The following is a 21,672-nucleotide window of genomic DNA, read 5'->3' as shown; positions in this document are numbered from 1 at the left end:
GGAATTCGCCGTGAGGGAGGATCCGACGCCTGTGGCTGGCTTCAGGGAGCCCGTGAGCTTGCTGGTGGACTGTGACACGGGAATCGACGACGCCCTGGCGCTGGCCTACCTGTGCAGCCAGCCACATGTCGAACTCGTGGCCGTAAGCTGCACCCCGGGCAACGTCGCTGCGGAACAAGTTGCGCGCAACAACCTGTCTTTGCTCGAGCTATGCGGCCGCCCTGAGGTGCCCGTTGCCATCGGTGCCCTGGCGCCGCTGCGGATCCCTCTGGTCACGACGCCCGAAACGCACGGTCCCTGTGGCATCGGCTACGCCGAGCTGCCGGAACCGCGCGGGAAGGTGCACGGTCGCTACGCCGTCGAACTCTGGGTGGAAGCAGCCCGCGCACGGCCGGGAGAGCTGACTGCGCTGCTGACAGCGCCGCTCACCAACTTTGCACTTGCCCTGCGTGCCGAACCGCGGCTGCCGGAACTGCTACGTGGCGTCGTGATCATGGGCGGCAGTTATTACTACCAAGGCAATACGACTCCCACCGCGGAGTGGAACACCCACGTTGATCCTCACGCCGCGGCCGAAGTGTTCGCTGCTTTCTCCGGACTTCCTGAGGATCGGCTGCCCGTGGTGTGCGCCCTGGAAACCACGGAACGGATCGAAATGAAGCCCGAACACGTGGCCGCCTTGGCCGTGGAGGCAGGCTGCACGGAGCCCGAACTTATCCTGCCGGATCAGCCGGAAGGGCGGCGCAGCACCGCTTCCAACGAACTCGTTCGGCATGTCAGTGACATGCTGCGCTTCTACTTCGAGTTCCACCGCCGCTACGGCCAGGGCTACGTGGCCCACATCCACGATTACTTCGCCGCGTCCGTCGCCGCCGGGACCGCCGGATTCCGCACCCGCACTGCCACCGTGCACGTCGAGACCGCGGCCCCCAGGCTCATTGGAACCACCGTGGCGGATTTTCGCGGGCTCTGGGGCGAGCCGCCCAACGCGCGCATCGTCTCGGAGAACCATCCAGAGGAGGCTTTTGCCGAATTGGTGCGCTCGCTGGGCGGCCTCGGCCGTCGGCTGGGAAACCGGTACGACAGGAACGCCCCTGAAGCCGGTTAGCTAGCTCGTGGCCGGCCTAGAAGCAATTCCGGGAGCCAGGAAGCGTTTGCCGTTGACGCGCTCGGAAGCGCCCACGCGGTCCAGATAAGGCGTGATCCCGCCCAGGAACATCGGCCAGCCGGCACCGAGGATCACACAGAGGTCGATGTCTTCCGGCCCGGCCACCACGCCTTCGGCGAGCATGAATCCGATTTCCTCGGCGAGGGCGTCCTGGGTTCGGCGCAGTACTTCCTCGGCCGTGGACGGCTCGGTGCCGAAGGACATGAGCGCCAGCGTCTCTGCAGGGATGACCGGCTTCCCGTCAGGGCCCGGGACCCAGAGGGACTTGACACCGTTGTCAACCAATTTCTGCAGGTTCTGGGATACCGCAAAACGCTCACCGAAGGCTGCGCGCAGCGATTCCTGGACGTGCTGGGCCACCGGAAGGCCCACCATCGCGCTGAGGGTGAACGGACTCATCGGCAGGCCCATGGGGCGCAGCGCCGAGTCGGCGACTTCCGCCGGGGTTCCCTCGTCAAACGCGGCAATGACCTCGCCCATGAGCCGCAGAAGGATCCGGTTGACCACGAATGCGGCGGCGTCCTTGACCAAAACGGCTGTCTTCTTCAAGCCCTTGGCGAGCTCGAACGCGGTGGCCAGCACGGCGTCGTCGGTCTTTGGGGCGCGCACGATCTCCAGAAGCGGCATGACCGCAACCGGGTTGAAGAAGTGGAAACCGACCAAGCGCTCCGGGTGCTGCAGGCCTTCAGCCATCGCTGTCACGGACAGCGAGGAGGTGTTGGTCGCGAGGATGCACTCGGGGGAGACGATCGCCTCCACTTCGGCGAAGACCTGCTTCTTGACGTTGAGTTCCTCGAATACGGCTTCGATGACGAAGTCGGCGTCGGCGAATGCCTCTTTGGAGACAGAGCCGCTGACGAGGGCTTTGGTCCGGTTGGCGGCGTCGGAGCTGATCCGCTTCTTGCCGAGCAGCTTGTCCACCTCGGAGTGGACGTAGGCGACACCTTTGTCCACGCGCTCTTGGTCGATGTCCGTCAGGACAACGGGCACCTTGAGCTGGCGCGCGAACAGCAGGGCGAGCTGGCTCGCCATCAGCCCGGCACCCACGACGCCGATCTTCGTTACCGGGCGCGCGAGCTTGCGGTCCGGCGCGCCCGCGGGCCGCTTGGACCGTTTCTGCACGAGGTCCAGGAAAGCGTAGACAGTGGAACGGAACTCGTCCGTCTGCATCAACTCAGCGAGCGTCTCGCATTCCAAGGCTGCGGATTCGGCTTTGCTCATGGTGCGGTTGGCCTCGAGGATATCAAGCACCTTCGCGGGTGCCGGCGAAGCGTTCGAGGTCTTGGCTTCCACGAAGGCACGTCCTGCCGCCACGGCCCCAGCCCAGCGTTCGGCAACGGCGGGATCCGCGGGATCCACTGCGTTGCTCCGCTCCAGGACGGTCTCGCCGGCAATCACTTTCGCTGCCCAGGCGATGGATTGCTCCACGAAATCCGCTGGCTCGAAGATGGCGTCGGCAATACCGAGCTGAAAAGCCTGGGGACCGGTGAGTGTCCGGTTGTTGCTGAGCGGGTTCTCGATCATGACCTTGACGGCGTTTTCCGGGCCGATGAGGCGCGGCAGGATGTAGACGCCGCCCCAACCCGGGACAAGCCCGAGGAACGCTTCAGGCAAGCCGAGAGCGCCAGCGCCGGTGGAGACCGTGCGATAGGTGGACTGGAGCGCGATCTCGAGGCCACCACCGAGGGCGAGGCCATTGATGAAGGCAAAGCCGGGGACACCCAGATCGGCGAGCGTCGCGTAGACGTCATGGCCCAGCTGTGCCATCCACAGGCCGTGGTCCCGCTCTTCGAGCTGCTTGACCGCGGAGAGATCCGCGCCGGCCACGAGGAAGTACGGCTTCCCAGTGATGCCGACGCCGACGATCTCGCCGCGCCCAGCGCGCCCCTTGAGTCCTTCAAGGACCGTGCCGAGCTCCACAAGGGTATTGGGTCCAAGAGTGGTGGGCTTGGAGTGGTCCAGTCCGTTGTCCAGGGTGATCAGGGCGAACGTTCCGGCGTTGCCGGGGAGGTCGATGTCCTGGACGTAGGAGTGGGTCACGGTCTCATCCGGGAAAAGTCCAGCCAGTTTCTGGAATTCGGCGGCGCTCATGCTGCGGCTCCCTTGGTTTCGGTGACAGCGGAGGTCTCTGTTTCGCTGCCGTAGCTGTTGTAGTTGACGTGACGCGGGTTCTCCCAGATCACCGTGGCGCCCATGCCCAAGCCAATGCACATTGTGGTGATGCCGTAACGGACTGACGGATCTTCTTCGAATTGGCGCGCCAGTTGGTTCATGAGCCGCACACCGGAGGATGCGAGGGGATGCCCGACGGCGATCGCCCCGCCGTACCGGTTGACGCGGGGGTCGTCGTCGGCGATTCCGAAGTGGTCGAGGAAGCTCAGGACCTGCACGGCGAAGGCCTCGTTGATCTCGAAGAGACCGATGTCCTCAATGCTAAGTCCAGCGTTCTTGAGGGCCTTCTCAGTGGCCGGGACCGGTCCGATACCCATGACTTCGGGTTCGACGCCGGCGAAGGCAAAGGAGACCAACCGCATCTTCACGGAAAGGCCGAGTTCTTCGGCAGCTTCCGCCGAGGCCAGGAGTGCCGCGGTCGCGCCGTCGTTCAAGCCGGCGGCATTTCCCGCGGTGACGCGGCCGTGGGCCCGGAACGGTGTGCGCAGCTCCGCGAGATCGTCCACTGTGGTCCCCGGGCGCGGCGGCTCGTCAACAGTGTTCACTGTCCAGCCTTGTCCGGGCTTCATCGTGGCGACAGGGACCAGGTCCGGCTGGATCTGGCCTTTGCCGTAGGCGGCCGCAAGCTTCGCCTGGGATACCGCCGCATAGGTGTCGGTGCGCTCTTTGGTTATCGCGGGGAAGCGGTCGTGAAGGTTTTCGGCCGTGTTGCCCATGTTCAGCGCGGCTGGATCCACGATCCGCTCGGACATGAACCGCGGGTTCGGATCGGCGCCGGACCCCATGGGGTGGTTGCCCATGTGCTCCACGCCACCGGCAATCACGACGTCGTATGCGCCGAAACCGATGCCGCTCGCCGTCGTCGTAACAGCGGTCATTGCCCCGGCACACATGCGGTCGATGGCAAAGCCGGGCACGCTGCGGGGGAGGCCAGCCAGAAGCGCGGCGGTGCGTCCGATAGTCAGGCCTTGGTCGCCGGTCTGTGTGGTGGCCGCGATGGCGACTTCGTCAACCCGATCGGCAGGCAAGGCCGGATTGCGCCGCATCAGTTCGCGGATGCACTTGACCACGAGGTCGTCGGCACGGGTGCCTGCATAGATCCCCTTTTCGCCCGCTTTGCCGAAGGGCGTCCGGACGCCGTCCACGAAGACGACCTCGCGGACTGCCCGCGGCCTGGCGCTGTTCCCGGTATGGCTCATGTGTGGCTCCTCGTTGAGACATGAATGCCGGACGCCCGCGTGCGGGAGGCCGGTGTCGATTACGGCTATGTTACTAGCGGGTAACTTAGAGCGCAAGGCGATCCATTTCCGATGCTCGCTCGCATATAGCGCCTCGCCGCCGGATCCTCGCTCATATATGACCGGCCCTCGACCGATCCTCGCTCGGATCACTCACCGAATGCCTTTGCAAGAGCACTTATGTGAGCGAGGGTCATGCCAGAGGGGCCGATATGTGAGCGAGCGTCAGAAGGGGACGGAAAAGGCCCGCCTCCGGACCATTCGGTCCGGCGGCAGGCCTTCCGCGCCCTCGGCGGGCAAGTTGATCAGGAACCTGCACTGTCCTGCTGGTCTCGGTTGATATCTTGGCTTTGGTCCTGGGACTTCGGGGCCGGGATCCGCGGCTCTTTGGGTTCTTTAGGCGGGAGCGGTTGCGGACTCAATGAGGCCTCGGTGATGATCGGTGCCGTAATAGCGATTTGCCATTCCCGGGCGCCGAGGGTGCGCAGTTCTTCCGCTATGGACTCGACTGTGATGTCCGACGGCGGCCGCCACAGCACGCGCCGCATGTAATCCGGAGTGAGCAGGTTCTCCACGGGAAGTTTGAGCTCGTCGGCGGCTGCCTGAAGTCGTGGCCGGGCAGTCCCGAGGCGCGCTGCGGCTTCGGGGTCGCGGTCCGTCCAGACGCGCGGTGGCGGAGGAGCATTCGTTGGAAGATGCAGCGGGGGAAGATCTTCGGCATTCCTTACAGCGGCAATGCAGCGCAGCCAGCGCGGTGCTTCCCGCTGTGCGGCCCGTCCGTGGAAGCCCTTGGTGGCCAGCAGCTGCGGAACGGTGGTCGGCATGGCCTTTGCGGCGGCGACCAAGGCTGAATCGGGAATCAGGCGGCTGGGAGCAACATCCCGCTTGCGTGCCAGCTGGTCCCGCTCATGCCACAGCTCGCGCACGGCTGCCAGTTGGCGGCGATCACGGATCTGGTGCAGGCCGGAGGTCTTGCGCCACGGATCGACCCGGGGGGCCGGGAGCCCTGCCGCGAGGATGCCGGCGAATTCCTGTTCGGCGAATTCGAGCTTGCCATCCGCTTCCAGGAGTTCGATGAGTTCTTCGCGCAGCTCAGCGAGGACCTCGACGTCGAGGGCTGCGTATCGCAGCCACGGTTCGGGGAGGGGACGGGTGGACCAGTCAGCCGCTGAATGTTCCTTGGCGAGGCCAAAGCCCAGGAGCTGCTCGATGACGGCTGCGAGACCGACTCGGGGCAGTCCGGCAAGCCGTGCGGCGAGTTCGGTGTCGAAGAGCTTGTCCGGCCACATGCCGAGTTCGGCCAGGCACGGAAGATCCTGAGTCGCGGCATGCAGAATCCACTCGACGCCGCTGAGCGCTTCGTTGACGATCTTCAAGTCATCGAAGGGCTCGGGGTCGATCAGCCAGGTACCTGCGCCGTCACGCCGGATCTGTACCAAGAAGGCGCGCTGTCCGTAACGGAAGCCGGAGGCACGCTCTGCGTCGACCCCGGCGGGGCCGGTTCCTGCCGCGATGGCTGCTGCGCACCGCTCCAGGCCGGAGATGGTGTCGATGACAAGGGGTACGCCTTCGCGTGGGGCATCTAAATCGATTATTTCGGGTATCCGGCCCTCAAAGCCGTCCACCGTGATGTGTGGGGTGTGATCAGCAGCCGGGGCGCCGGCTGTGGTGGGTTCCAGATTTTCAGGGGTCATGGTGCCTTCAGTTTACCGACTCTGTTGGGGCCGGTCCGGCCGGGGTTCCAACGGGCTCCCACGGTTTTCATGTGAGCCGCCTATTTGGCAACGGTGTGACGCCGGGAGGCAGGGGAGGGAGCCCCGCGAACGTGCACACCATGTCGCACCACGCCTCCAGGTGCGCCTGGGCGTCGGAAGACGCCGGTGTCCACGAGGCGCGGAGTTCGATGTCGATGGTTTCCGGCCTTTCGGCCAAGGTGCCGAAGCTCTCTGACAGGATCCGGGTGGCTGTCCCGCCCGCCGCCCGGTACTGGGCCGAATGGCTCTCGAGAGCGTCCACGAGCCACGTCCAGGCCACGGAACCGAGCATGGCATCGTTGCCCATGTCGGCTTCCAGCTGGGCCCTGATGTAGGTGACGATCCGGAATTCCCCGTCCCACACTGCCGAGCCGTCCGGATCATGGAGAAGGATGAATCTGCCTGTCGCGAGTTCATCGTCTTCGTCATCGGCAGCACCAGGGGAACCGTAGGCGCCGGGAGTGTTTTCTTTGGTGAATGCCATGGCCGCGGGGCCATGGACAGGGGTTCGGCCAGGACGCGTCGAGCGGCTGAAGACTTCTGCCCCCAAGGCCACGGCATAGGGAGCCAAGCGGGAGGGCGCCGGAATCTCCGCGAGCCGCAGCTCACTCCGGCACTGTGCTTTTCGTAGCGTTCCCAACGCATGCAAGAAATCCGCGGGAACCTGTGCGAGTGCGTTCACCTTCGCAGATTATGCGTCCGGGGCGGCGAAAGCTTGAAGCCACGCCGCCCCGTCCCACGGCCTACGCCGAGGCCAGCTCGCGCTTGATTGCGGCAACGAACGAATCGATGTCCTCTTCCGTGGTGTCAAAAGAACACATCCAGCGCACTTCGCGGTTCGCTTCGTTCCAGTCGTAGAACTTAAAGGAGGAACGCAGGCGGTCGGCGACGCCGGCCGGAAGCACTGCGAAAACCCCATTGGACTCGGTGGCCTGAGTGGGCTCCACACCGTCGATGGAATCTACCGCGGCACGCAGCCGGGCGGCCATGGCGTTAGCGTGCTCCGCCGAACGCAGCCACAGCCCGGACTCCAGGAGCGCGATGAACTGGACCGAAATGAAGCGCATCTTTGAGGCCAGCTGCATGTTCATCTTGCGGAGGAACTTCAGCCCATGTGCGGCCTCTGGGTTCAGTGCAACCACCACCTCGCCGAACAGCAACCCGTTCTTGGTCCCTCCGAAGGACAAAATGTCCACGCCGGCGTCGCGGGTGAAGGTCCGCAGCGGCACGCCTAGGTGGGCGGCGGCATTGGCGAGACGGGCACCATCCATGTGCAGCTTCATGCCCTTGGCGTGGATGTGGTCGGCGATCGCCCGAATTTCTTCGGGCGTGTAGCAGGTGCCGAGCTCAGTTGTCTGGGTGATCGAAACCGCAAGCGGCTGCGCACGATGCTCGTCGCCCCAGCCCCAGGCCTCGCGGTCGATCAGCTCGGGAGTCAGCTTGCCGTCCGGGGTGGGGACGTGGAGGAGCTTGATGCCGCCGATGCGCTCGGGGGCACCGTTTTCGTCCATGTTGATGTGGGCGGTCGAGGCGCAGATGACGGCACCCCAGCGCGGCAGCAGCGACTGCAGGGACAAGACATTGGCCCCGGTGCCGTTGAACACGGGGAAACACTCGATCCCTGAGCCGAAGTGCTGCTCCATGACTTCCTGGAGGCGTTCCGTGTACTGGTCCTCGCCGTAGGAGACCTGGTGGCCGCCGTTGGCTGCTGCCAGGGCGGCCAGGATTTCAGGGTGGACTCCGGAGTAGTTGTCCGAGGCGAAACCGCGTACGGAGGGATCGTGGAGACGCCCTGCGGCTTCCGTTTCCAGGGCAGCCGGGAATTCTTCTGTGGTGCTCGTCACTTGTTCATTCACGCTTTCAGTCTATTTGGCCAGGAGGAGGCGCTGTCCGTTCAGTTCCGCTGCCGGCTTGTCGAAGAGCCCGACGGCGGCCGCCGCCAGTTCCTCCACGTCCGTGTATCCGGGGAATTTCCGCTCGGGATGTTCCCTCCGCGTCGCCGCGTCCAGCAGTGCCTTGACCACAAAGACGACGGCCGCGCTGTGCTGATTCGTCGGTTCGTCCTTGTTGCCCGACTGGGCGCGGTGGAATCCGTCGGCCATGGCCAGGGTCCACGTCTCTGCAGCAGCCTTGGCCGCCGCGTAGCTCGCGGCTGCGGCAGTAGGTGCGGCGACCGCCGTCGAACTCACCATGGCAAAGCGTCCCCGGGGGAGGCCTCAAGATCCTTGTAGAAGATCCGCGAAACGTTCCTCAGCGTGGTGATGGCACTCTGTTCAAGGGCGTCCCAGTCCTCGTCGGGCTGGTCCTCGATACCCTTGGCACCCCGCCATCCGCCCACAAGGTGGACGACGCCGTCGATCCGTTCCGTGCTCCCGTGGATTGTCGAGGCGAGCTCCCGCACGGACTCCAGCTTGGAAAGATCGCAGACGAGCGGGACGACGCCGTCGCCCGCTTCAGCCGCCGCGGCCTTGATACGCGTTTCATCCGAACCGACGGTGAAGACCCGGTGCCCGGCGGCCGCGAAGGCGCGGGCCACTGCAATGCCGGAAGAGTTGCTGCCACCTGTGACGACGACCGTCAGCGTTTCCTCGGCCATCAGGCTGTGGTCATTCCGGTGATGCCGCTGGTTGACTCGATGATTGGACGCATTTTCTTCTCCAGCGCTTCGTAGAACATGGACAGGGGGAATTCGTCGTCGAGGACCTGGTCGGTAAGGCCGCGGGGCGGCCCGTCGAGTGGCAGTGCCTCAGGTCCCTTCGCCCAGACCGAAGCCGGGTGCGGAGTAACCGTACCGGAAATGAGCTTATACGCCGCGAGCCAGTGGGCAGCCTTGGGCCGGTCGATGGAACGCCAGTACAGTTCCTCGATCCGGGCGCCGAGCTCGACGACGACGGCGGCGGCCTCGTCCCAGTCGATGCTGAGCTTGCTGTCGGTCCAGTGCAGGACGTGGTGCTGGTGCATCCAGGCGAAGAGGAGCTGGCCACCCAGCCCGTCGTAGTTGCGGACCCGGTTGCCTGTGATGGCGAAGCGGAAAATCCGGTCGAAGATGACGGCGTACTGGACGAGCTTCGCGTGGCGTCGGGCGTCAGGGGAAGCTTCCTCGTCCTTCTCGATCCGGACGGATTCACGGAATGCTGTCAGGTCGCATCGGAGCTCTTCGAGCGAATAGAGGAAGAACGGCATCCGCTGCTTGATCATGAACGGGTCGAACGGGAGGTCGCCGCGCATGTGGGTACGGTCATGGATCAGGTCCCACATGACGAAAGTCCGCTGCGTGAGTTCCTGGTCATCCAACAGCTCTGCTGCATCTGCTGGCAGCTCAAGCGATGTTGTTGCCGCGGCTGCCTTGAGGACGCGGCGGAAGCGTGCGGCCTCGCGGTCGGCGAAGATGGCTCCCCACGTGAAGGCAGGCGTCTGCCTCACGGCGACGGTCTCGGGAAACAGCACGGCCGAATTGGTGTTGTAGCCGGGGGTGAAGTCCAGGAACCGGATGGGCACGAACAGCTTGTTGGAGTACTCGCCGGCTTCCAATGCGCCGATGAACTCAGGCCAGATCACTTCGATCAGGACAGCTTCCACGAGGCGGCTGGTGCTGCCGTTCTGCGTGTACATGGGGAACACGACGAGGTGTTGAAGCCCGTCTTCGCGGTGTTCCTGGGGCTGGAAAGCCAAGAGGGAGTCGAGGAAGTCCGGGACTCCGAAGCCGGCGTCGGCCCAGCGGCCGAAATCCGTGACCAGGAGTTCAAGGTAGGCAGAGTCGTGGGGGAATGCGGGAGCCAGGCTCTTGATGGCCTCGATGATGGTGGCCGTGTACTCCCGGGCAACATGGTGGTGCCCGGAATCCTGAATGGACCCGTCCTGGCTCTGGAACGCCTGGAGGGCGGTCGCCGCGGTCTTCAGTGAGATCCAGTCCCGGTTATCGGACGTGATGCGTGGACGGGCGGTGGTAGCGGTGGTGGTCATCGTCGACGGTGCCTTCCTCAAGAAATGTTGTTCTGAGGTGAGCGTAGCAAGCGGTCAGAGTCACTAATTCAAAAGTAACCCGAGCATAAGAAACTCTTGTGCAAGTGGTTCCGACGGCCCCCGGAAGATCAAGCCCGGGGAGGGCTGGCCGTGGGGACCGCCGGCGCCTTACTGCACTGTGTCCGACGTTACTGCGGTGCGGGGGACTCGACGAGCTTGAGCGAAACGGAATTAATGCAGTACCGCTGGTCAGTCGGCGTACCGTAGCCCTCGCCGTCGAAAACGTGGCCCAAATGAGAATCGCAATTGGCGCAACGGACCTCTACGCGTTCCATGCCCAAAGTACGGTCATGGATGTACCGGACGGTGCCTTCGGCGAGAGGTGCCCAGAACGACGGCCAACCGCAATGCGAATCGAATTTCTCGTTGCTGGTGAAAAGCTCCGCGCCGCAGGCCCGGCATTGGTACACGCCGGCGGTATGTGTGTCCCAATATTCACCCGTATACGGGCGTTCCGTACCGGCCTGGCGCAGGACCCTGAACTCTTCGGGGGTCAGCTCTTCGCGCCACTCCGCCTCTGTTTTCTCCACGCATTGCCCGTCCTTCGGGACTTCCTGGAGAGGAACCCCGGCCAAGGGGTCCGCGGCTTGGAAGTACTTCCTGTTATCTGCAGTGCTCATGTTCTCTCAACGTTCACGAGTCACCGATAAATCCCGAGCCCGCGTAAAGATGCAGCACGGGCAAGCCCAACTGGTCCTGCGCCTTGTTCGCCCAGTCTGTGTGAAAAGTATCGGCAATAGCGTGTGGACGTGTGACCACCACTGCCTGTGCCGCATTCAGCGCCTTGACCTTGGACACCAGGCCGGCAACCGCACCGCCGTCGACGATTTCACCTGTTACCCCGCCACCTAGCCCCTCCAAGGTAGCGAGCGACGCCGACAAGGCTTCCGCGGCCTGCGCCCGCTTCGTCTGGGGATCCGGTGCCTCCGCGACAAGGTCCCGAAAGGCTTTGGCTACCTCGAGCATCGAAAGGTTTTCGAGGAAATCGACCAGCAAATGCCTTTCGGTGTTCGCCGGTACGAGCACCACCAGGGGCGAGTCGCCGCCGTCGATCAGTTTGGCAATATTGACGCGGTCGTCCGGGCCGAGCGGCTCTTCGGTAAGGATGACGATTGGATCACTCATGGCTACAGCGTAGACCTGAGGCGCGCGGGGTGGCACGGATTCGCGCCGGCAATTCTGTTCTGGCCGTGGCGTCGCGGCGGCTGGGCCAGCCGGGACGCAACGCTGACAGTTGGTGCTGTTCAAGTGAAAGCCCCGCAACGGGGACAATGGTCACATGGCATCCAAGACCCCACCTGCCCCGGCCGTAGTGAACGGTGCGAAAATGTCTGCCTCCGCCAAATGGGCTGTCGGGGGGATTATTGCTGGAAGCGGTATTGCGGGCCTGCTGGGCGCGGGATCTTCGGCGCTCGCAGCCTATTTCGCCCGGCGCGTCATCACCCCTTCAGTGCGCGAGGCGGATCAGGAAGTACTGGCGGTGGTGCGCGGTGACAACGGACTTCAGATCATCCTCGCAGCAACCCCGGATACCACTATCGACGGAGTGTTCAGCCTCTTTTTTGCCGGGGGGACAGGGTTCGCGCGGATCGGCCGGATCGTGTCATATTCGCCCGCAGAGCGCACCGTGCAGCGCGAAGTCGAGGAAGTCTACAGCGGGGATCTGAGTACGGCCCGTCGTGGATGGTGGAGCGGTGCCGTCTACAACTCCCCGGCGGCACTTGGCTTGGACTTCGAAGATGTACAGATTGACGTTGAGGGCGGCCAAGCCCCGGCATGGTTGATCCCTTCCGGAGCGGGGAAGCCCGCGAAGTTGTGGGCCATCATGGTCCATGGCCGTGGTGCTACGCGCCTCGAAGGCTTGCGTGCAGTGCGCAGCGCGCGCGAACTCGGACTCGACAGCCTGCTGGTTTCCTACCGGAACGACGGCCTGGCACCGTCTGCCCCGGACGGGCGTTACGGCTTGGGGTCTACGGAGTGGCGCGACGTCGATGCCGCCATTGAGTACGCACTCGCCCGTGGAGCGGACGAGGTGGTCCTGTTCGGGTGGTCGATGGGCGGTGCAATCTGCCTGCAGACGGCCGACCTTTCCCACCATCGCCATGTCATCAGGGCCATGGTTTTGGACGCGCCGGTGATCAATTGGGTCAACGTCCTTGCGCACCACGCACAAATCAACAGGATTCCCTACGCGGTGGGTCGCTATGGGCAGCTCATGTTGGCGCACCCCCTTGGCCGACGCCTCACCGGCCTGGCCGCTCCCGTTGACTTGAAGGCAATGGACTGGGATTCACGTGCTGTCGAACTTCGGACGCCGACGCTGGTGATCCACAGTGTGGACGATGAGTACGTTCCGTACGGACCTTCGGCCAGTCTCGCCGAAAAGAATCCGGAGATGGTCACTTTTGAAGCGTTTGAAGGGGCCCGACACACCAAAGAGTGGAATGTGGATCCGCAGAAGTGGGAGCGGCTGGTGCGCTCGTGGTTGGCGCCGAGGCTCGCGCCTCGGGGTGGGCCGGCCTCCGGTTGACCTGCAGCCGGGAGCTCAGGCGCCTTTGGGTGCCCGAGCGTTTGCTAGTGGCTACGGATCGGGGCAGTCCGGGCGTTCGTGAGCCGGATGAGGTCCGCAGGGTCCAGTTCGATGTCCAGGCCGCGCCGTCCACCGGAAACAAGGACTGTCCCGAAGGCCAATGCGGATTCGTCGAGCACCGTAGGTGAAGACTGGCGTTGGCCAAGCGGCGAAATCCCGCCGAGTACGTAGCCGGTGCGTCGCTCGGCCGCTTTGGGATCGGCCATGGTGGCCTTCTTCGATCCCAATGCGGCGGCGATCGCCTTGAGGTCAAGGCTTCCACTGACCGGAACGATGCCCACTGCAAGCTTGCCTTCGACGTCCACCATCAAGGTTTTGAACACCCGGTCGGGATCGATTCCCAGGACCTCGGCCGCTTCAAGTCCGTAGCTGGCCGCCGACGGATCGTGCGTGTACGGGTGCAGCGTGAAAGGAACGCCGGCCGCAGCCAGTACGGCTGTGGCCGGCGTTCCCTGTGAAGTCTGTTTCCTGGCCATTCTCGGCGGTATCCCGGATCAGGACAGTAGGCGGTCCGCCGCGGCGACCTTGCGCTTGATGCGTCCCAACATGGCGGTCATGCCGCGCATCCGCAGTGGCGTGATGGCGCGGGTGAGGCCCAGCAGTTCGGGCATGTCATCCGGGACTGCCAAGATCTCGGCGGCCGTCAATCCGTCCAGGCCTTCGTGCAGGACGCCCGCAAAACCACGCGTGGTTGGCGCTTCGGGCGGTGCCTTGAAGAACAAGCGGTAAGCGACGCCGTCGGGGTTCTTTTCCTGTTCAATGGTCAGGAAAAGTGGCGACTGGCACTCCACCACTTGCTCCAGGAGCTCAGGGTGGTCCAGCAGCCGTTCCGGCAGGGCCGGGAGTCCACGGGAGAACTCGAGCAACAGCTGCAGGCGGTCCGGCTCGGTCAGCGCCTGGAAGTCATCGACAATTTCCGCCAATGCGGCGGGCAAGGTATTGGTACTCATCACTTCCAGCTTACGCAAGTCCGGGCCGGTCCGGCGCCGGTTACTTCAATATGGCGCCGGACCGGAGACATCGGACTACTTTCCGGCGAGAGCAGGGACGGCGCCCCGTTCGGTGCCCTTGACGATCGGGACTCGGACGGCATTGCCCCATTCGGTCCAGGAACCGTCGTAGTTGCGGACCGTTTCGAAGCCGAGCAGGTACTTCAGGGCGAACCAGGTGTGGCTGGAACGCTCGCCGATGCGGCAGTATGCCACGACGTCGTCGCCCTCGGTGAGGCCTGCTTCGCCGAGGTAGAGAGCCTCAAGTTCCGTGCGGTTGCGGTACGTGCCGTCCTCGGCCGCGGCGCGTGCCCACGGGATGGAAGCCGCGGTGGGAATGTGGCCGCCGCGCAGGGCGCCTTCTTCGGGGTAGGCCGGCATGTGCGTGCGCTGGCCCGTGTATTCCTCGGGGGAGCGGACATCGATCAGCGGCTTTCCAAAGTGAGCCAGGACGTCATCCTTGAATGCCCGGATCGGGGCATCATCCCGTTCCACCACCGGGTACTCGCCCGGGGTGGGCTGAGGGACATCGGTGGTGATATCGCGGCCTTCAGCGATCCACTTGTCACGGCCACCGTCCAGGAGCCGCACGTCTTCGTGGCCGAAGAGCGTGAAAACCCAGAGGGCATAGGCGGCCCACCAGTTGGATTTGTCGCCATAGATCACCACGGTGGTGTCGCGTGAGATTCCCTTGGCGGCGGCCAGCACTGCGAATGCTTCACCGTCAACATAGTCGCGGGTGACTTGGTCGTTCAGGTCCGTGTGCCAGTCGATCTTGACTGCGCCCGGAATGTGGCCGGTTTCGTACAGGAGGACGTCTTCGTCGGATTCGACAACCACCAGCTTGCCGTCGCCGAGCGCACCGCCTTCAATGGCTGCGGCGACCCACTCGGTGGACACCAGGCGCTCGGGGTGGGCGTACGCGGCGAACTTCTCGTTCTGCTCAAGGGGGTAGGACATTGGTATGGCCTTTCACTGACACTTTCACTGACACCGGGCGGCGCCGGGCGATAGGACGTGCCCGGCACTGATCCCACATTATCGAGGGCAGGGGAGGAAAGCTCTACCCCGTTCATATGGTGAAATATGGCCTTGATCACGTGTCCGCCCGGGCCATGGCATTGCCGGTATTCTTGCTCTGGACTTACGACACGAAGAACGGACCGCTTTGGTACAGATCGAACAGCTCGCCGCGCGCACCCCGGCGGTCTCAGTGGATGAGATTCTCAAGGGCTTCTACCCTTCGCCGCGGTTCGGAGAGGTGTCCTTCAACAGCTACCGGCCGGATCCTAACCAGCCGAGCCAGGCGGCGGCAGTCAAGGCCCTGGAGGCGTTTGGGGCGACGGTAGGAGCCGGGGATGGCGACGGGCTGTTCAAGCGGCTTTTCGGCAAGAAGGTCGACGGCCGGGCCGGCATCTACCTCGACGGCGGATTCGGCGTCGGAAAGACCCACCTGCTGGCTTCCCTGTGGCACTCGGCTCCGGGGCCGAAGGCCTTCGGAACGTTCGTGGAGTACACCAACCTGGTGGGCGCCCTGTCCTTCCGCAAGACCGTGGAGGCCTTGAGCAGCTACAAGCTGGTCTGCATTGACGAGTTCGAGCTCGACGATCCAGGCGACACGGTACTGATGTCCCGCCTCATGCGTGAACTCGCCGACGCCGGCGTCAAGCTCGCGGCCACGTCCAACACTTTGCCGGGTTCCCTGGGCGAGGGACGATTTGCTGCCGTCGACTTCCAGCGGGAGATTCAGGTCCTCGCCGATCAGTTCGATGTTGTGAGGATCGACGGCGAAGACTTCCGGCACCGCGGATTGCCCGCTGCGCCGGCACCACTCAAGACCGAGGACCTCAAGCGTCAGATGCACGCCGAATTCGACGGCCAGACCGTGGCCGTAGACGACTTCCGCGGCTTGATCGACCATCTTGCCGGTGTCCACCCCAGCCGCTATCGCAAGCTGATCGCAGGAATCGATGCCGTCGTCTGGCGGGATGTGGAAACCATCACCGAGCAGGCCGTTGCCCTGCGCTTCGTGGTGCTGGCAGACCGTTTGTACGACAAGGACGTCCCGATCCTTGCCAGCGGTGTGCCTTTCGACAAGCTCTTCACCGAGGACATGATGACCGGCGGGTACATGAAGAAGTACTTCCGCGCAGTGTCCCGGCTGACCGCCCTGGCGCGTGAGGGCCAAAACCACGAACCCTCCTAGGGATCGGGCTTACCGGAGCCGAGCCCCCGGCCGAGGCAGCAGCGGTTAAACGCCAAGGGCACCGGCGGCGCCTCGCGGCGGGACCGGTGCCCCGTTGACGTAACTGTATTCGGGAACTCGAGCCGGTGAAACCGGCTACGGAGCCTCATTAGTGGAGGGTGCTGTCTAGGCCGGAGCCTTGTCAGCGTCCCCGTCGAGGTTGCCCACGAAATCGGAAGCGGCTCGATGAACCGCATCTAGTCGACGATGAATTCGCCGACCTATTCGATGCCGTCCTTGATGGCTTCTTCTTTGCCACCAATGAGGTCCTGAACCTTGCCCTTCAGATCGTCAAGTAATCCCACGGGCACCTCCCTTCAATCGCGGAGCCAGTTCGCTCCTCCGTTGTCGATCCTAACCCGAGATCTTTGGAGGTGCCAAGGGATAATTTGACTGGAATGTCAACGATTCTTCGAAGGGGTCACACCTGCTGGTGGCGGGGACTGTCCGGATTCATGAGCGAATGCTTCCGACCGTAGCTGAAGTAGATCACGAGACCGATGACCAGCCACACAATAAAGCGCAGCCAGGTTTCCCAATGCAGCTGGATCATGAGGAAGGCTGAGGCGAGGACGCCGAAGGCCGGAACCAGTGGCATAAGGGGCAACCTGAAGGTGCGGGGCGCGTCGGGCTTCTTGTAGCGGAAGACGATCACAGCCAAGCACACCACCACAAATGCTGCGAGGATGCCGATATTCGTTAGGTCAGCAACAGCCTTGATGGGGAAAACGCCCGCGAGCAAGGCCGAGGCGATGCCTGCGATCCAGGTGACGCGCTGTGGGGTTCCGTGCTTGTCTGTTCCGGCAAACCAGCCCGGGAGCAGGCCATCGCGGCTCATCGAGAACCAGACGCGGGTGACGCCCAACAGGAAGGTCAGCATCACCGTCAGGATGGACAGGACTGCGAAGACCGAGATGATGGTGGCTATGACGGGCAGGCCCACGCCGGTGAAGGCGGAAGCGAAACCTGCGGTGGGGTTGATGTCCTTGTAGTTCTGCATTCCGGTGAGCACCAAGGTCGCCGCAACGTAGAGGAGCATGGCGATGACAAGCGATAGCACAATGGCCTTCGGCATGTGTTTCTTGCCATCCGTGGCCTCTTCCGCCGCGGTACTCATGGCGTCGTACCCGAACACCGCGAAGAACACGGTGGCGGAGCCGGCGAGGACCGGACCGAAGCCGCTGGGCATGAACGGGTTGTAGTTGTTGGTGTTGATGTAGAAAATGCCCAAGCCGATGATGAAGAGGATCAGGACGACCTTGATGGCCACGGCCACTAGTTCAAAACGGCCAAATGCCTTGGTTCCACGGCTCAGGATCCAGGTGACCAGCAGGCACACCAGGATGGCGGGCAAGTTGATCACGCCGCCCTTGCCTTCGTCCACCGTTGAGGTCATCCAGGTGGGCATGTGGATACCGATCCCGGAAAGGAACGCATCGAAGTAGCCAGAAATTCCGATCGCGACGACGGCGACAATCGCGATGTACTCAAGCAGGAGGTCCCAGCCGATGAACCAGCCGATGACCTCGCCCAGGGCAACGTAGCCGTAGGTATAGGCCGAGCCGGCGCGAGGAATCATGCCGGCGAATTCTGCGTAGGAAAGTGCCGCGGCTGCCGAGGCAAGACCTGCTACGACGAGATCAGCACCGCGGGGCCCACCCCTGGCGTGTCCTTGCTTCCATGGGCCACCAGGCCGGCCAAGGAGAAGATCCCGACGCCGATGATGCCGCCGACGCCGATGGCCGTCAGTTGCCAGAGACCCAGGCTCTTGAAGAGCCCGCTGTGCTTGCTTTCCTCCTCGATGTCGTCAATCGGTTTCTTCCTCATGATCGAACGGACGAGTGTTTGTTGATTCACCGTGTACTCCTGGCTGTTGGCGTGGACGAATTGGGCCTGAAGAAAAGTATGCGATCTCAATCACATTGGATAAAGTGATTTTTGCTGAATGATATTGATCAGTTCTGCCGATCTTTCCACTGCGAGGCTGCCGCGGACTGCGGCTGCGGGCACAAAAAGCAGCTCCGCGGAGCTGCTTGGATGGTGGTGCGGTTTTGAATGCCGGCGATCGAAGGACTGGAGCGGACGACGAGATTCGAACTCGCGACATCCACCTTGGCAAGGTGGTGCTCTACCAGCTGAGCTACGTCCGCACATGATGATCATTCCGGCCTGGGCCGGACGTTCATCAACAAGCAAGTTGCCTTGCCTTGGTGGGCGATACTGGGATCGAACCAGTGACCTCTTCCGTGTCAGGGAAGCGCGCTACCGCTGCGCCAATCGCCCGGATCCGGCATGTGCCGGCCGGCCCGTTGCCGGGACCTTAAAATACGAGAGCGGACGACGAGATTCGAACTCGCGACATCCACCTTGGCAAGGTGGTGCTCTACCAGCTGAGCTACGTCCGCACATGATGTCCACTCCGGCCTGGGCCGGACGTTCATCAACAAGCAAGTTGCCTTGCCTTGGTGGGCGATACTGGGATCGAACCAGTGACCTCTTCCGTGTCAGGGAAGCGCGCTACCGCTGCGCCAATCGCCCAAATGCTATCCGGCCTGAACCGGAAACCAAGGTTTTCACCGAGGTGGGTACGGGATTCGAACCCGTGTATACGGCTTTGCAGGCCGCTGCCTCGCCTCTCGGCCAACCCACCGTGTAAGCACGATTCCTGGGGTTCCAAGAAGTCAGTGCCGTGACAGTGTCCTGCGAGCGGACGACGAGATTCGAACTCGCGACATCCACCTTGGCAAGGTGGTGCTCTACCAGCTGAGCTACGTCCGCATAGCCTTATTCGGCGGGCTGCCCGCAGGGGGCATTCCGTCGCTTTCCGACGAGTAAAAACTCTATAGGAGGTTCCGGGAAACTCCAAATCGTTTGGTCCGAATCGTAAGCAATGGACCCAAGTTCCTTGAATTGGCGCGGATTAATCGAGTTACATGACTGTGATTCATCGGCAGTTTCGCGCTCGTCGAGGGCTGTGTTGAGCGGTGGAGAAGCTGGCTTGCCTCGTCCGATGCGTCATGGAGACCGATGAGTTTCCGAGTGACTTTTCCTTCCGTTTTCCCGATTTTTGAATTCCGGCCGGGGTCGGTTAGTCTTCTTGTGCACGGGCGATTGGCGCAGTGGTAGCGCGCTTCGTTCACACCGAAGAGGTCACTGGTTCGAACCCAGTATCGCCCACCAAGGGAGGCCCTGCTTGCAACATCAACAATGTTGCAAGCAGGGCCTCCTGTCGTTGTCCGCGAGTTCCTTGACGCGCTCATGAACCTGACCCGCTCATGAATGAGGGGCTGCGCCGACCACGCGGTTCCGTCCGAGCGACTTGGCTTGGTAGAGGGCTGTATCTGCGGCAGCAATCATCGCCGACAGATCTACACGGGCGAGCGAGCTGGCAGTAACGCCATAGCTCGCCGTTGGAATTTGTATGCTGGGGAGGCTTTTGGTTTCCGCAAGGGCGCGGCTGATGTCGGCAGCTATGCTTTCAGCCCGTTCCTGGTTCGCCCCAGGCAGGAGAAGGATGAACTCTTCCCCGCCGTATCGTCCGACCAGGTCGGTGGACCGCACCGATTCCGTGCAGGCAGCCGCGAAGGCTTGGAGCGCGGCGTCACCGGCAGGATGGCCGTACTCATCATTGATCGATTTGAAGTGGTCCAGGTCAGCCAAGATCAGGGAAGCAACTGAACTTGTGGTGTGTAGGCGCTTCAGTTCCTTGGTGGCCAAGTCCAGGAAGGTGCCGCGGTTGAGGAGCCCGGTCAGGTTGTCACGGGCAGCCCGTTCGCTTAGCCGGTTGATCAACTGGTCGTTGCTGAGGGCGGTCATGCTGAAGGACACGGCAACGAGGAGTACCAGCGTGACCAGGCTGGCAATGGCCGGGCCAAAATAAAGGCGGAAACTTGGGCCGGTTGGACCTTCGACGAGGTACATGGACAGGCGGCAGAAGTAGTATGCAGCCATGAACGCCGCGGCCAGCGCCATCGATTTGTGAACATGGGAGTAGCTGGAATCCAGCAACCACAGATCACGGGACGCCAGTGCGATGCCCAGCGTCATGAATCCCAGATACACCAAGCCTCCGGACCACGTGTTGTAACCGGGGCTTTCCAATGCAGAGGCGAGGGCGGTGACGCCGCATGCTGCGGCAAATTGCCACCTTGGCGGCGGCAACTTCCTCAAGGAACGGGCACCGGTCCACACACCGAACGCTCCGCCCACCAAGAGGACGTTTCCCGATGGATTTGCCCAGACTTGATGCGGTGTCCCGTTGAGAAGGAAGGCCAGGTTCCCTGAAAGAAAGAGAAGGAGGGCGATGCACCACCAACCGTTGTAGGACGACCGCGTGCGCCGAAATGATGCGTAGAACAGGAGGAGCAGGGTAAGAGCGACCACGCCAAGAGCCACTCGCAGTGTTGTTATATCGAGGCCCATTGTTCGCTCCCGTATCCGAGGACGTGACCAATTATGGCATCGCGGGTCAAGGAACCCGGCGCGCCATGCAGGAGTGCCTTGTTCGTTACACGGTTTAGTCACGACGGATCCGCATTTTCCTGTCGGTGGTGTGTGAAAGAGTTTTCCTATGACAGATCCACTGCTTGCCCACGCCACTGAATACGGCCGGATGTATGCCCGGTCCACGTCTGAGTCCTTCTCGGTCCCTTCCATCACCACGGTGATCGGCCAGCAGGCCCACTCTTTGGACGGCTGGTTCGGCTACATGGGTGCAAGTAGTCTGGCGAAGGACCCGGAACTTCCGCAGCATCTCTCCAGTCCTGCCAAGATGCGGCAGGCCGTCAACAAAGCAGCCAAAGCGGCCGAGGTTTACCGGGACGACGCCGCACGCCGCGGTGACCGCGTGCATAGCTACTGCGAACAAGTAGCCCTCCGTGCCCTCGGACGCCCGCACCGAGCGAAGGAAACCCGCGAAGAGCTTGCCTCAAACGGCGAAGAAGCCTTCGCGGCCCGCTTCGACGAATGGTGGGAGTTGTTCCGGGTGGAGCCCATTGCACCTGAAATCACGGTGTGGAACTCAAGCGTCGGCTACGCCGGGACACTTGACCTCGTGGCCGAAATCAACGGCCGGATCTGCTTGATTGACTACAAAACCAAAGGCACCACCCGGGATGGAACCGTTAAGCCCCTCGACGACAAAGTGGTGATGCAATTGGTGGCAGGGATGAAGGCCGAGGAAAGCCTTGTGGACCCGGTGGCAGGGGAGTGGGAGCCGTGGAAATACGGAGAGAACCCTGTTCTGCTTGCAGTGGCCATCGGCGAAACCGAAGTGCGTCCCCAGCGGGCAAATCCGGACGTTCTCAAGCACCACTGGTGGAAGTTCTGCGCCTTGAAGAGGGTGTGGGAGATGTCTGCCGACGTTGCCGCAGCCGGAACAGCCCTGCTGCCTGTAGCTCCGCCGTCGTACCCTGCCGCCCCGGCGCCCGCCGGCTCAACTAAACTTGCCTAGGCCCCCTTTTGCTGGGACCGAAGCTTCGCCGATCGTGAGGA

General features: G+C 63.0%; 16 protein-coding genes, 7 tRNA genes and 2 pseudogenes. 5 read left to right on the top strand and 20 right to left on the bottom strand.

The window, feature by feature from the left end; translation table 11 throughout:
* The first annotated feature begins 10 nt into the window (after positions 1–10).
* A complete protein-coding gene (locus OW521_RS02830; RefSeq protein WP_268022754.1) occupies positions 11–1,108 on the top strand; it encodes a nucleoside hydrolase in 1,098 nt (365 codons plus the stop codon).
* On the opposite strand, the gene OW521_RS02825 is transcribed toward OW521_RS02830, so the two are convergent.
* The 9 genes and pseudogenes from OW521_RS02825 to OW521_RS02785 form a co-directional block, all read right to left on the bottom strand.
* The gene (locus OW521_RS02825) at positions 1,109–3,259 is read right to left on the bottom strand and encodes a 3-hydroxyacyl-CoA dehydrogenase NAD-binding domain-containing protein (protein ID WP_268022751.1); all 2,151 of its coding nucleotides are present in this window, start codon (positions 3,257–3,259) and stop codon (positions 1,109–1,111) included.
* Positions 3,256–4,539: a thiolase family protein gene (locus OW521_RS02820; protein WP_268022749.1), complete on the bottom strand. Its 1,284-nt coding sequence runs from the start codon at positions 4,537–4,539 to the stop codon at positions 3,256–3,258. Before OW521_RS02820 ends, OW521_RS02825 begins: the two co-directional genes overlap by 4 nt.
* 344 nt (positions 4,540–4,883) lie before the next feature.
* Positions 4,884–6,272, bottom strand: coding sequence for an HRDC domain-containing protein (locus OW521_RS02815; protein WP_268022747.1), 1,389 nt, complete (start codon positions 6,270–6,272; stop codon positions 4,884–4,886).
* Between the two features lie 67 nt (positions 6,273–6,339).
* On the bottom strand, positions 6,340–7,014 hold the full coding sequence (locus OW521_RS02810; protein WP_268022745.1) for a DUF3000 domain-containing protein: 675 nt from the start codon (positions 7,012–7,014) through the stop codon (positions 6,340–6,342).
* 61 nt (positions 7,015–7,075) lie between these two features.
* Entirely contained in the window at positions 7,076–8,176 is a 1,101-nt protein-coding gene (locus OW521_RS02805) for a threonine aldolase family protein (RefSeq protein ID WP_268022743.1), read from the bottom strand.
* A 21-nt stretch (positions 8,177–8,197) separates the two neighbouring features.
* Positions 8,198–8,928 (bottom strand): annotated as a pseudogene (locus OW521_RS02800) (SDR family oxidoreductase).
* Positions 8,928–10,295, bottom strand: coding sequence for a DUF6421 family protein (locus OW521_RS02795; RefSeq protein WP_268022741.1), 1,368 nt, complete (start codon positions 10,293–10,295; stop codon positions 8,928–8,930). Before OW521_RS02795 ends, OW521_RS02800 begins: the two are co-directional and overlap by 1 nt.
* A gap of 188 nt (positions 10,296–10,483) precedes the next feature.
* Complete coding sequence (msrB, locus tag OW521_RS02790) at positions 10,484–10,975, bottom strand: peptide-methionine (R)-S-oxide reductase MsrB (protein WP_268022739.1); 492 nt, start codon at positions 10,973–10,975, stop codon at positions 10,484–10,486.
* A gap of 13 nt (positions 10,976–10,988) precedes the next feature.
* Complete coding sequence (locus OW521_RS02785; protein ID WP_268022737.1) at positions 10,989–11,480, bottom strand: hypothetical protein; 492 nt, start codon at positions 11,478–11,480, stop codon at positions 10,989–10,991.
* Positions 11,481–11,634: 154 nt separating this feature from the next.
* On the opposite strand from OW521_RS02785, the gene OW521_RS02780 reads away from it, so the two are divergent.
* The gene (locus OW521_RS02780; RefSeq protein WP_268022735.1) at positions 11,635–12,885 is read left to right on the top strand and encodes an alpha/beta hydrolase family protein; all 1,251 of its coding nucleotides are present in this window, start codon (positions 11,635–11,637) and stop codon (positions 12,883–12,885) included.
* 44 nt (positions 12,886–12,929) lie between these two features.
* On the opposite strand, the gene ybaK is transcribed toward OW521_RS02780, so the two are convergent.
* The 3 genes from ybaK to OW521_RS02765 form a co-directional block, all read right to left on the bottom strand.
* A complete protein-coding gene (gene ybaK / locus OW521_RS02775) occupies positions 12,930–13,421 on the bottom strand; it encodes a Cys-tRNA(Pro) deacylase (protein ID WP_268022733.1) in 492 nt (163 codons plus the stop codon).
* 18 nt (positions 13,422–13,439) lie between these two features.
* Complete coding sequence (locus tag OW521_RS02770) at positions 13,440–13,895, bottom strand: SufE family protein (RefSeq protein WP_268022731.1); 456 nt, start codon at positions 13,893–13,895, stop codon at positions 13,440–13,442.
* A 75-nt stretch (positions 13,896–13,970) separates the two neighbouring features.
* Positions 13,971–14,894, bottom strand: coding sequence for a sulfurtransferase (locus OW521_RS02765; RefSeq protein ID WP_268022729.1), 924 nt, complete (start codon positions 14,892–14,894; stop codon positions 13,971–13,973).
* 208 nt (positions 14,895–15,102) lie between these two features.
* Between OW521_RS02765 and zapE the strand changes: the two genes are divergently transcribed.
* The gene (gene zapE / locus OW521_RS02760; RefSeq protein WP_268022727.1) at positions 15,103–16,140 is read left to right on the top strand and encodes a cell division protein ZapE; all 1,038 of its coding nucleotides are present in this window, start codon (positions 15,103–15,105) and stop codon (positions 16,138–16,140) included.
* Positions 16,141–16,600: 460 nt separating this feature from the next.
* Here zapE and OW521_RS02750 read toward each other — a convergent pair.
* The 7 genes and pseudogenes from OW521_RS02750 to OW521_RS02720 all read right to left on the bottom strand — a co-directional run bounded on the left by OW521_RS02750 (position 16,601) and on the right by OW521_RS02720 (position 18,957).
* A pseudogene (locus OW521_RS02750) lies at positions 16,601–18,006 on the bottom strand (amino acid permease).
* Positions 18,007–18,253: 247 nt separating this feature from the next.
* Positions 18,254–18,329, bottom strand: a tRNA-Gly gene (locus OW521_RS02745).
* Between the two features lie 58 nt (positions 18,330–18,387).
* A tRNA-Val gene (locus tag OW521_RS02740) sits at positions 18,388–18,462 on the bottom strand.
* Between the two features lie 49 nt (positions 18,463–18,511).
* Positions 18,512–18,584 (bottom strand) — tRNA-Gly (locus OW521_RS02735).
* A gap of 58 nt (positions 18,585–18,642) precedes the next feature.
* Positions 18,643–18,717: transfer RNA gene (locus OW521_RS02730), tRNA-Val, on the bottom strand.
* Positions 18,718–18,758: 41 nt separating this feature from the next.
* A tRNA-Cys gene (locus tag OW521_RS02725) sits at positions 18,759–18,829 on the bottom strand.
* Between the two features lie 55 nt (positions 18,830–18,884).
* Positions 18,885–18,957 (bottom strand) — tRNA-Gly (locus OW521_RS02720).
* Positions 18,958–19,284: 327 nt separating this feature from the next.
* Between OW521_RS02720 and OW521_RS02715 the strand changes: the two genes are divergently transcribed.
* A tRNA-Val gene (locus OW521_RS02715) sits at positions 19,285–19,359 on the top strand.
* 93 nt (positions 19,360–19,452) lie between these two features.
* Here the strand turns inward: OW521_RS02715 and OW521_RS02710 are convergent.
* Positions 19,453–20,601, bottom strand: a complete 1,149-nt coding sequence (locus OW521_RS02710) for a GGDEF domain-containing protein (protein ID WP_268022725.1) — start codon at positions 20,599–20,601, stop codon at positions 19,453–19,455.
* A gap of 148 nt (positions 20,602–20,749) precedes the next feature.
* On the opposite strand from OW521_RS02710, the gene OW521_RS02705 reads away from it, so the two are divergent.
* Positions 20,750–21,631, top strand: coding sequence for a cytochrome (locus tag OW521_RS02705; RefSeq protein WP_268022724.1), 882 nt, complete (start codon positions 20,750–20,752; stop codon positions 21,629–21,631).
* The last annotated feature ends 41 nt before the right edge of the window (positions 21,632–21,672 follow it).

Origin of the sequence: Arthrobacter sp. MMS18-M83 (assembly GCF_026683955.1) — a bacterium.
Classification (GTDB): Bacteria; Actinomycetota; Actinomycetes; order Actinomycetales; family Micrococcaceae; genus Arthrobacter.
The sequence above is the reverse complement of the archived record's forward strand: the minus strand, read 5'-3'. Positions and strand labels throughout refer to the sequence as shown.